The sequence below is a fragment of the Bradyrhizobium sp. genome (genome assembly GCF_049798375.1).
In the GTDB taxonomy this organism is placed as follows: Bacteria; Pseudomonadota; Alphaproteobacteria; order Rhizobiales; family Xanthobacteraceae; genus Bradyrhizobium.
In genome coordinates this window covers 1-10,102 of record NZ_JBARGP010000055.1, presented here as the reverse complement: position 1 = coordinate 10,102, position 10,102 = coordinate 1, and the positions used below count along the sequence as shown (strand labels likewise).

Genomic DNA, 10,102 nt, shown 5'->3' with positions numbered 1-10,102 from the left:
CGGTCAAATTTCTGCTGTCATTCATCGGCTACAACCTTCATGCGGGGCGAGCGTTCGCGCAAGCCGTGGCCGAGCGAAACACGCTCGTCAAACACGAAGCACTCGCCGCGCCAGCGGCTTTCGCTTTTCGGAATCTGCTCGAGATATCTGAGGATGCCGCCTTTCAGGTGATAGACCTCGGCAAAGCCGTGGGCGAGCAGATGCGCGCTCGCTTTCTCGCACCGGATGCCGCCGGTGCAGAACATGGCGATCCGCCTGTGCTTGGCCGGATCGAGCTCGCGCGCGGTAAAATCCTTGAATTGACCAAAGCTCGCGATGGCCGGATCGCGTGCGCCTTCAAAAGTCCCCATCGCGACCTCGAACGCATTGCGCGTGTCGAGCACCAGCACATCGTCCGCGGCGATCAGCGCGTTCCACTCGGCCGCGTCGACATAGGTTCCGACCTGGCGGGTCGGGTCGGCCAAGGGATCGCCGAGCGTGACGATCTCCTTCTTCAGCCGGACCTTCAACCGTCCGAACGGCATCTCGGCGGCAACGGAGTACTTCAACTCGAGATTGTCGAGCCGGCCGCCGAATAGGACGCCGTGCTGGAACTCCTCGATCAGCGCATCGATCTCCTCGGGAGGACCTGCCAGCGTTCCGTTAATACCTTCGTGCGCGAGCAACACGCTACCTTTCAACCCACGGCGAGCGCAGAGCGCATGCAACGGGGCGCGCAGTGCCCGGAAATCCGGCAGCGCGGCGAATTGATAGAAGGCGGCGACCTTGAGAGCCATGCCGCCATTTAGCAGCAGATCTGCCGGCAGCAAAGCTGGTATCCCAGCCATTGCCCAGCCGGGAAAGAATGTGTCATGAAACCCGCCAACGCGGTCATTTCCGTCCCGTATTCACGACGAAGCGAGCACGAATGAGAAGCTTCCACTTCCCCGGCCGGTCCACGGTGCATGCCCAGAATGCCATGGTGGCGACCTCGCATCCGCAGGCTGCACTTGCGGCGATCGAGGTGATGCGAGCGGGTGGCACCGCAGCGGACGCGGCGGTCGCGGCCTGCGCGCTGCTCGGCGTGATCGAGCCGCAATCGACCGGTATTGGCGGCGACTGTTTTGCCTTGGTGCAGCCGAAGGGCGACGGCAAGATCGTCGTCTATAACGGCTCCGGCCGGGCGCCCGCAGCGGCCAATGTTGAGTGGTATCAGGAGCGGAAGATCCATTCAGTGCCGCTGACCTCGGCGCATGCCGTCTCGGTCCCCGGTGCCGTCGACGCCTGGGACCGCATCCTGCGTGACCATGGCCGGCTCGGCCTCGACCGGCTGCTGCAGCCTGCGATTCGCGCCGCTGAAGAGGGCTACGTGGTGGCGCCGCGCATCGCCTTCGACTGGAAGAACAATTTCGAGAAGCTGAAGAATGGCACCAACACGGCGCACTATCTGCTGCCGGGCGGCAAGCCGCCCGTTGCCGGCGATGTGATCCGCCAGCCGGAACTGGCGCAGACACTGCGCGCCATCGCCAAGGACGGTCCGTCCGCGTTCTATCGCGGTCCGATCGCCGAGGACATGGTCGAGACCCTGCGCGGCATCGGCGGTCTGCATACGCTGGAGGATTTCGCCAATCATTCCACCGAGGCGACGAGCCCGATCGGCACCATCTATAAGGGCCTCGACGTCTGGCAGTGCCCGCCGAACGGCCCGGGCCTCACCATGCTGGTGATGCTGAACATCCTGTCGCGCTTCGACCTGACGAAATATGCGCCAGTGTCGGTCGAGCGCTTCCACCTCGAGGCCGAGGCCGCGCGCATTGCCTACATGATCAGGGAGCAGCATGTCGGCGATCCCGCCCACATGACGGTCGAGGTCGCAAGCATCATCGCCAGGGAATTCGCCGACGAGTACATCAATAAGATCAGCATGGAGCGAACGCTCGATCTGCCAAACGTCGCGCCGCCGATGAATCCGGATACGGTCTACATCACCGTCGTCGATCGCGATCGCAACGTCTGCTCCTTCATCAATTCGATCGCGCACGCTTTCGGCTCCGCGATCGTCTCGAACAACACGGGCGTGCTGCTGCAGAACCGCGCCGGCGGCTTCCGCATCCAGCCGGGTCATCCGAACTGCATCGGGCCCGGCAAGCGGCCGCTGCACACCATCATTCCGGCGCTAGTCACCAGAGGCGGCCGCGCGCAGATGTCCTATGGCGTGATGGGCGGGCAATATCAGCCGACTGGCCAGACCCACGTGCTGACCAACATGCTCGATTATGGCTGCGACGTGCAGGAGGCGATCGATATGCCGCGCGGCCTGCACTACGAAGGCAACTATCAGCTCGAGGACAGCGTGCCGGCCGCGGTCGTCGAAGGACTGCAAAGGCTCGGTCACAAGACCACCAAGCTGGTGCCGCCGCTCGGCGGTGGCCAGGCGATCTGGATCGACTGGGACAAGGGCACGCTGACCGGCGGCTCCGATCCACGCAAGGACGGCTGCGCGCTGGGATATTGAGAGGCGGGATAACGCCGCTGCTCCTCTCGTCATTGCGAGGAGCCGAAGGCGACAAAGCAATCCAGAGCTCAGCAAAAGACCTGGATTGCTTCGTCGCTCACGCTCCTCGCAATGACGAGATATGGTTGTCGTCGCCCGGCGTGACCGAGCGACCCAGTATTCCAGAGATGGTGATGATAAGTCGACAGGCTGCGGCGTACTGGATCGCCCGCCTGCGCGGGCGATGACAGCGGAGCGTGGAGCGGCGTTCGTCCGTCCTCAGTTCCATCAGCTGAAGCTGATCGCGCTAGGAACTCATCACGCCGCGTTGCTTTACCGTTCCCGGAACTACGCCCCGCTGCCGCTGTTAGCACGGCACCGAAGCGGGGCAGGCGTGCGTCGCTTCTCATGGAAGCGGCGGAGGCCGGTGCATGTCCGACAAGATCACTTCCCCTCGATCAGGATTCGACCGCCGCGCCTTCCTGACGGGCGCTGCCGGAACCGCGGTCGCCATTCCCCTCACGGCGCGTGCGGCGAATGAACCCGCGCAAGCGCCTATGGCACAAGACCCTGCGGCGCCGGTGCAGGTGACCTTGCGCATCAATGGCGAGACCAGGGCGCTGGCGCTCGATGCCCGCACCACCGTGCTCGACGCGCTGCGTGAACATGCTGGCCTCACCGGCTCCAAGAAGGGCTGCGACCATGGCCAGTGCGGCGCCTGCACGGTGCTGCTCGACGGCCAGCGCGTGGTGTCGTGCCTGACCCTGGCGCTTTCAGCGGAAGGGCGCGAGATCACCACTGTCGAAGGCCTCGCGTCGGACGGCAAGCTGCATCCGATGCAGCAGGCCTTCATCGATCAGGATGCCTTCCAGTGCGGCTACTGCACGCCGGGCCAAATCATGTCGGCGATCGCATGCGTGAGGGAAGGGCACGCCGACAGCGACGAGAACATCCGCGAATATATGAGCGGCAACATCTGTCGCTGTGCCGCCTATCCGAACATCGTCGCCGCGGTGAAGCAGGCCGCGCCTGAAATCCTGAAGGGATGATCGCATGCGCAGCTTCAGCTATCAGCGGGCGTCCGACCCGCAGGCCGCGCTACAGGCGCTGGCCGCCACATCCGCCGTCAACGCGCCGCTGACCCAATCGCCGACCCAGCCGCTCGCGGGCGGCACCACGTTGATCGACCTGATGAAGCTCGATGTGATGCGCCCCGAGCGGCTGGTCGACATCAATCCGCTCGCTGGAAATTGGGCGGAGATCAATCTGGATGGCGGCAACCTCAAGCTCGGCGCGCTCGCCCACATGTCGCAGGTGGCTGGGCATGCCGAGGTGCAGCAGCATTACCCTGTCATCGCCGACAGCCTTAAGCTCGCCGCGAGCCCGCAACTCCGCAACATGGCGACACTCGGCGGCAACGTGTTGCAGCGGACGCGATGCAGCTATTTCCGCGACGTCTCCTATGCCGAATGCAACAAGCGCAATCCCGGCTCCGGCTGTGCCGCGATGGACGGCTTCAACCGCATGCATGCGGTGCTCGGCACTTCCGATCAGTGCATCGCCACCTATCCCGGTGATTTCGCCCAGGCGCTGATCGCGCTCGACGCTGATATCGAGATCACCGGCAAGGCCGGCCCGCGCACCATGCGGTTCGCGGAATTCCACAAGGCGCCCGGCGATACGCCAGCGATCGAGACCGTGCTGGCACCGGGCGAACTGATCTCCGGCTTTAGCGTCAACGGTCGCTGGCCGCGCTCGGTCTATCTGAAGGTGCGCGACCGGCAGTCCTATGAGTTCGCGCTCGCCTCCGCGGCCGTCGCACTCGACCTGCAGGATGGCGTCATCAACGACGCGCGCCTGGCGCTGGGCGGCGTCGCCACCATACCGTGGCGGGTTCGTGAGGCGGAAGGCCTGCTGAAGGGCCAGAAGCTCGACGACGGACTGGCCGAGCGTGCGGCCGCGGTTGCCTTCGCTGACGCAAGCGGCCGCCAGCACAACGCCTTCAAGATCGCGCTCGGCAAGCGGGTCGTGGCGCACGCCTTGAAAAAGGCTGCAACGATGGAGATCTGACCATGTCGACCACAGCTCCCGCGCCCAAAGCCAATATGGGCCAGCCGATCCCGCGTTACGACGCCGTCGCCAAGGTGACCGGCCGCGCCGAATATGCGGCCGACGTGCCGCTCGCCAACCCCGCCTATGCCTATCTCGTCACCTCCGCCATCGCCAAGGGCCGGATCGATAGCTTCGATCTGGCCGAGGCTCGGCGCGTGCGGGGCGTGATCGACATCGTCACGCACGAGAACGCCGAGAAACTCAAGGACGCAAAGCTGTTCTCCAACGGCGGCTACATGTCGACCACGATTCAGCCGCTGACATCGGCCGAGGTCGCCCATGACGGCGAGATCATCGCCGTGGTGCTGGCGGAGAGCTTTGAGGCGGCGCGCGAGGCCGCGCATAGGGTCAAAGTGAGCTACACCACGATGCCCTCGAGTGCGAGCTTCGATTCGGAGGGTACCACGGCGGCCGGCGCCAAGGGCCAGCTCGCGCAGTTCAAGGAAGATCCTGAGGTCGGCGACTTCGCCAAGGCTTTCGACGACGCCGACGTGAAGGTCTCGGCGGAGTACGAGACGCCGACGCAGCACCATAATCCGATCGAGCTGTTCGCGACCAGCTGCGCCTGGAGCGGCGACCAGCTGACCATCTACGAGCCGAGCCAGTATGTCTACGGCCTGAAGAACGGCGTGGCCGCGCAGCTCGGCATCGACGCCGACAAGGTGCGGGTGATCAATGCCTATGTCGGCGGCGCCTTCGGCTCCAAGGGTTCGCTGACGCCGCGCACCGCGATCATCGCGTCGCTGGCGCGACGGTTGAATCGTCCGGTCAAGCTGGTGGCGACTCGCGACCAGGGCTTTACCATCGCGACCTACCGCGCCGAGACGCGACACCAGATCAAGCTCGGCGCCGGCCGCGACGGCAAGCTGGTGGCGCTGCGCCACGATGGTCACGAGATTTCCTCGCGCGCCGATGCCTATGCGGTCGGCGGTACCAAGACCACGACGCGCCTGTACGCCTGCCCGAACGTCGCGAGCATGGTGTCGATCGTGCGGGCCGACCGCAACACGCCGGGCTTCATGCGCTCGCCGCCGGAGGTGCCGTATCTGTTCGCGCTGGAGAGCGCGATGGACGAACTCGCAGTCGAGCTCAACATGGATCCGGTCGAGCTGCGCAGGGTCAACGACACCATGACGGAGCCGATCAAGGGCAAGCCCTATACGTCGCGCTCCCTGATGACCTGTTTCGACGAGGCGGCGAAAGCCTTCGAGTGGTCGAAGCGCACACCGGCGCCGCGCTCGATGAGCGACGGCGACTGGCTGATCGGCTATGGCTGCGCCACCACCTGCTATCCGACGCAGATGGCGCCGGCCGCGGCGCGGGTGCGGCTGCAGCGCGACGGCCGTGTGCGCGTGCAGATCGCCGGCCATGAGATCGGCAACGGAGCCTATACAGTGATCGCGCAGGCCGCGGCCGACCGGCTCGGAGTGCCGGTCGAAAACGTCAGCGTCATGATCGGCGACAGCGACCTGCCGCCGGCGCCGGTCGCGGGCGGCTCGAATTCCACCGCCAGCACCTGCTCGGCGGTGATGAAGGTCTGCGACCAGGTGCGGCAGCGGCTGCTCAAGGCCGTGATGCCGGACGAGGGTATGATCAACAAGGCCAAGGAGACGGTCGGTGTCGGCCGCACGCCGGTGACCGATGCGGCGCATGGTGACCAGCCGCTCGACCGTGAGAAGGCGTTCGACGCGCTCGGCGTCAGCGTGGTCGAGGAGTATGGCGAGTGGAAGCCGGAGGGCGCACCGCTCGATTCTTTTCATGCGATGTACGCAGGTCACGCGCGGCTGATCGGCGGGCCGGAGTTCGGCGACAAGATCGCCTATGCCTTTGGTGCCGAGTTCGTCGAGGTGCGCATCAACCGCATCACCCGCGAGATTCGGGTGCCGCGGCTGGTCGGCGCCTTTGCCTGCGGCCACATCATGAACCCGCGCACCGCGCGCAGCCAGTTGATGGGCGGGCTGATCTGGGGCATGTCCTCAGCGCTGCTGGAAGTCACCGAGATCGACCCGCGCAATGCGCGCTACGTCAACGACAACCTTGCCGATTATCTGGTGCCGGTGAATGCCGATGTGCCCAGCGTCGAGGTGATCCTGGTTTCCGAGCAGGACGACCAGATCAACCCGGCCGGCGTCAAGGGGCTCGGCGAACTCGGCAATGTCGGCACCAATGCCGCGGTCTGCAACGCGATCTTCCACGCCATTGGCCAGCGCATCCGCAAGCTGCCGGTCAGGCTGGAAAAGCTGGAGATCTGAGGCGATCGCGCTCAATTTGAGCGACTGGAAATGCAGGCCGCCTTGCGCTAAACAGCGCTCCCGTTGAACAGCAAAGGCGGCTTCAAGGATGCGGCGCTCGAGATTGAAGACAATTGCGATCATGCCAGCGATGGCCCTCGCGCTGGCGGCGATGACTGCCGTGGCTGCGCCGACGGTTGCCTCGGCGCAAACCAAAGGAAAGATCATGACCACGTCATCAGGATTGCAGATCATCGACACCCAGGAAGGCACCGGTCCGTCGCCGAAGCCTGGCCAGACCTGCGTCATGCACTACACGGGCTGGCTCTACGAGAACGGCCAAAAGGGCAAGAAATTCGACTCCTCCGTAGACCGCAACGAGCCGTTCGAATTCCCGATCGGCATGAAGCGCGTGATCGCCGGCTGGGACGAAGGCGTCGCCACCATGAAGGTCGGCGGTAAGCGCACCCTGATCATTCCGCCGCAGCTCGGCTACGGCGCGCGCGGCGCCGGCGGCGTGATCCCGCCGAACGCGACCTTGATGTTCGATGTCGAGCTGCTGGGAGTGAAGTAATTAGCGGCGACCGGTGCGCCTCTCGTTTCCCACAACGGGAGAGGTGCACCGCGTTCGGCGAAGCGGGCTTCGTCCTATCAAACACATAAAGACCGGCCCCGTGAGGGACCGGTCCTTATCACCGACGCTCGCGCGCGCTAGCACCAAGCGTCCGCAGGGGAATGTCGTTCAAAGATTCTTGTTCGTCGCGGCCGCCGCGTCGTTCACGGCGTCCTTTGTGGCTTGCTTGGCGTCGCCCATCGCCTTTTGGCCCTTGCCCTTGACCTCCTGCACGGCGCCTTCGCCCTGCATACGGTCGGAACCGGTGGCCTCGCCAATACCCTGCTTAGCCTTGCCGATGGCCTCATTGGTCGTGCCCTTGATCTTGTCAGCGGTGGCACCCATGGTGTTCTCCTTCGTGTTGCTCGTGGTTTGACAACGCATGCGCTGGAGAATGGTTCTGGGAACCTGTGTGGCGTTGTTGCGGCATTTTAGCTAGGCTGTGGCAGTTCCCTCTCAGCAAAGAACGGCGACAATGACAGGTTCCCACGATCACGATCATCACGACCATTCGCATGACCACGATCATGATCGGTGGAAACACGATGGCGTGCGCGTCATCCCCGGCGATCAGCTCGATCCCAATGTGCCGTCGACGGCCGGCATGGACCGCAAAGCCGCGATCAACTTCGCTCGCGTCGGCGCGCAGAAGCTGTGGGCGGGCACGGTGACGATCAGGCCCGACGCCAAGACCGGCGCGCATCACCACGGCCATCTCGAAAGCATCATCTATGTGGTGAAGGGCAAGGCGCGGATGCGCTGGGGCGAGAAGCTGCAGTTCGTCGCCGAGGCCGGCCCGGGCGACTTCATCTTCGTGCCGCCTTACGTGCCGCATCAGGAAATCAATGCCAGCCCCGACGAAGTGCTGGAATGCGTGCTGGTGCGCTCGGACGGCGAGGCGGTGGCGGTCAACATCGACATCGAGCCGGTCGAGAAGCCGGAGAGAGTGCTGTGGATCGACCCGGTGCACCGCGATCCGGCGGAGAAATGACGAGGTCGTCGCAGATGACTTCGTCATCCCGGGGCGCGCGAAGCGCGAACCCGGGATCTCGAGATTGGCTCGTGTCTATTTTCATAACATCGGGAATCCGGGTTCGACGCTGACGCGTCGCCCCGGAATGACGTGCCTAACTTAGGCACAGCTCTCACCGCGTCATTGCGAGGAGCGTAAGCGACGAAGCAATCCAGACTGCTTCCGCTGATACATTCCTGGATTGCTTCGCTTCGCTCGCAATGACGGTGGAAAACTAAGCAAACACGCTGTGATCGATCGGCGCGGGCGGCACGACATAGCCGTAGCGCGTGTTGGACGGCTCCGGGTCGAGCTTCTCATATTCGGTCTTCATTGCCGCGAAGCGGTCGCCCTTGAGCTCCAGCATCGCGTGCTTGGGCTGGACACTGTAGAGCCGGGCGTTGTTGTCGCCGAAGATCGCCGTCTTCACCGCTCCGGTAGCCGGCCCGAGCGGCGCGAAGCCGAACTGCTTCTGCATCACCTCCGGAATCTCCAGTCGCCGCAAGCCCTCGATCTGCCATTGCGGAGCGCCGGTCCACAGCGCGTCCGTGCCCCAGCAGACGTGATCGACGCCGAGGCCCTTGATCAAGGTGCCCATCAGCGCAGCGCAGACATTGGGCTCGGCCACCAGCGTGGTCGCGAACAACTGCCCGACATCGCCATAGACGTTGTTGACGCCATGTTGCGCCGGGATGTCGGCGAGATCGCTGGTCCAGGCGATCCGGCCGGTGCGCAGGAATTCGGCGAGCGCGACCTTGGGATCGCCGCCGACATGGCGATAGGCCGAGTGATAGATAACGAAATTGAGCTGCGGCCAGTCCTTCGCCGCCTGGCCGACATCGGCGACATCGGCGAAGCCGCGCAGGTTCGGGAACTGCTTCTCGAGACCGGGCGGAAACAGCCCCTTGTGGATGCAGACATTCTTGATGTCGGCCTTGAGCATCTTCTCGTAGCCTTTGTAGGCGACGTTCCCGTCGTCCATCCGCCAGGGATAGTGGCTGATCTCCTTGTGGGTGTTGTCGCCGATCGTATAGCCCTTGCAGGACTCCGGTTTCAGCGCCAGCCCCGCGTCGAGCTTGTCGAGCCAGCCCGGCTGGCCCGGCGTGAAGATGGCGTGACAGAACAACCGTCGCGCGCCGGCTTCCTCGTTGATCCTGCGCCGTGCATCCGCCATCTGCTCGTTGGTCAGGAACCAGTCCTGTTCGATGTCCGACGGCGCGGACGAGATCAGCGCGATCTTGGTGTCGGAATCGAGAAACATCTCCTTCTTGTAGTTGTTGAACTTGAGGTCCTCGATGGTCTGCTCGTGGTCGCCGAGCTCCTTGTTCCAGCCGGCCTTGCCGACCGCCTTGCGCATGTCGAGGAAGGTGGTGATGCGGGTGTCGTCACGCAGGAAATGCGTGTGCATGTCCATGATGAACTGGTCTTTCAGCGCAGCGGCGCGCTCGTCCGCCATCGCGGGCGTCGCCGCTTCCGCCGGCGTGACGTCGAACAGTGGGCCGTAGACCTGGTACATGGCGAGAAACGAGGCGGCCATGCCGGCGGTGGTCTGGAAGAAGCGGCGGCGATTGAGGCCCTGCTTGCCGCCGAGATCGTCGGCCATCGCCAGCAGCCGCTGCTCGACTTCGCGCTGCCGCTCGTTTTGCGGATCGGGATAGAAC

General features: G+C 64.4%; 9 protein-coding genes. 6 read left to right on the top strand and 3 right to left on the bottom strand.

Translation table 11 applies throughout. The features are described 5' to 3' along the window. Positions 1-17: 17 nt before the first annotated feature. Positions 18-776 carry a rhodanese-related sulfurtransferase gene (locus WA702_RS02115; RefSeq protein WP_425108870.1) on the bottom strand — a complete coding sequence of 253 codons (759 nt, stop codon included), beginning with the start codon at positions 774-776 and terminating at the stop codon, positions 18-20. 131 nt (positions 777-907) lie between these two features. On the opposite strand from WA702_RS02115, the gene ggt reads away from it, so the two are divergent. From ggt to WA702_RS02090, 5 genes are all read left to right on the top strand, one after another. After that, positions 908-2,494, top strand: coding sequence for a gamma-glutamyltransferase (gene ggt / locus WA702_RS02110; protein ID WP_425108869.1), 1,587 nt, complete (start codon positions 908-910; stop codon positions 2,492-2,494). A gap of 410 nt (positions 2,495-2,904) precedes the next feature. Beyond that, on the top strand, positions 2,905-3,522 hold the full coding sequence (locus WA702_RS02105) for a (2Fe-2S)-binding protein (protein WP_425108868.1): 618 nt from the start codon (positions 2,905-2,907) through the stop codon (positions 3,520-3,522). A 4-nt stretch (positions 3,523-3,526) separates the two neighbouring features. Beyond that, entirely contained in the window at positions 3,527-4,543 is a 1,017-nt protein-coding gene (locus WA702_RS02100; RefSeq protein ID WP_425108867.1) for an FAD binding domain-containing protein, read from the top strand. A 2-nt stretch (positions 4,544-4,545) separates the two neighbouring features. Next, positions 4,546-6,837, top strand: a complete 2,292-nt coding sequence (locus WA702_RS02095) for a xanthine dehydrogenase family protein molybdopterin-binding subunit (protein ID WP_425108866.1) — start codon at positions 4,546-4,548, stop codon at positions 6,835-6,837. A gap of 121 nt (positions 6,838-6,958) precedes the next feature. Beyond that, positions 6,959-7,390, top strand: a complete 432-nt coding sequence (locus WA702_RS02090) for an FKBP-type peptidyl-prolyl cis-trans isomerase (RefSeq protein ID WP_425108865.1) — start codon at positions 6,959-6,961, stop codon at positions 7,388-7,390. A 168-nt stretch (positions 7,391-7,558) separates the two neighbouring features. Here WA702_RS02090 and WA702_RS02085 read toward each other — a convergent pair whose 3' ends face one another. Continuing rightward, the gene (locus tag WA702_RS02085) at positions 7,559-7,774 is read right to left on the bottom strand and encodes a CsbD family protein (protein WP_425108863.1); all 216 of its coding nucleotides are present in this window, start codon (positions 7,772-7,774) and stop codon (positions 7,559-7,561) included. Between the two features lie 130 nt (positions 7,775-7,904). On the opposite strand from WA702_RS02085, the gene WA702_RS02080 reads away from it, so the two are divergent. Beyond that, the gene (locus WA702_RS02080) at positions 7,905-8,420 is read left to right on the top strand and encodes a cupin domain-containing protein (protein WP_425108861.1); all 516 of its coding nucleotides are present in this window, start codon (positions 7,905-7,907) and stop codon (positions 8,418-8,420) included. 256 nt (positions 8,421-8,676) lie between these two features. On the opposite strand, the gene WA702_RS02075 is transcribed toward WA702_RS02080, so the two are convergent. Then, a partial coding sequence (locus WA702_RS02075; protein ID WP_425108860.1) for an amidohydrolase family protein occupies positions 8,677-10,102 on the bottom strand: 1,426 nt, incomplete at its 5' end.

What these genes read in the sequence shown, in the direction of transcription:
- WA702_RS02105 (WP_425108868.1), top strand. Translation starts at nt 2,905, where the DNA reads ATGTCCGACAAGATCACTTCCCCTCGATCAGGATTCGACCGCCGCGCC.
- WA702_RS02115 (WP_425108870.1), bottom strand. Translation starts at nt 776, where the DNA reads ATGGCTCTCAAGGTCGCCGCCTTCTATCAATTCGCCGCGCTGCCGGAT.
- ggt (WP_425108869.1), top strand. Translation starts at nt 908, where the DNA reads ATGAGAAGCTTCCACTTCCCCGGCCGGTCCACGGTGCATGCCCAGAAT.
- WA702_RS02100 (WP_425108867.1), top strand. Translation starts at nt 3,527, where the DNA reads ATGCGCAGCTTCAGCTATCAGCGGGCGTCCGACCCGCAGGCCGCGCTA.
- WA702_RS02085 (WP_425108863.1), bottom strand. Translation starts at nt 7,774, where the DNA reads ATGGGTGCCACCGCTGACAAGATCAAGGGCACGACCAATGAGGCCATC.
- WA702_RS02090 (WP_425108865.1), top strand. Translation starts at nt 6,959, where the DNA reads ATGCCAGCGATGGCCCTCGCGCTGGCGGCGATGACTGCCGTGGCTGCG.
- WA702_RS02095 (WP_425108866.1), top strand. Translation starts at nt 4,546, where the DNA reads ATGTCGACCACAGCTCCCGCGCCCAAAGCCAATATGGGCCAGCCGATC.
- WA702_RS02080 (WP_425108861.1), top strand. Translation starts at nt 7,905, where the DNA reads ATGACAGGTTCCCACGATCACGATCATCACGACCATTCGCATGACCAC.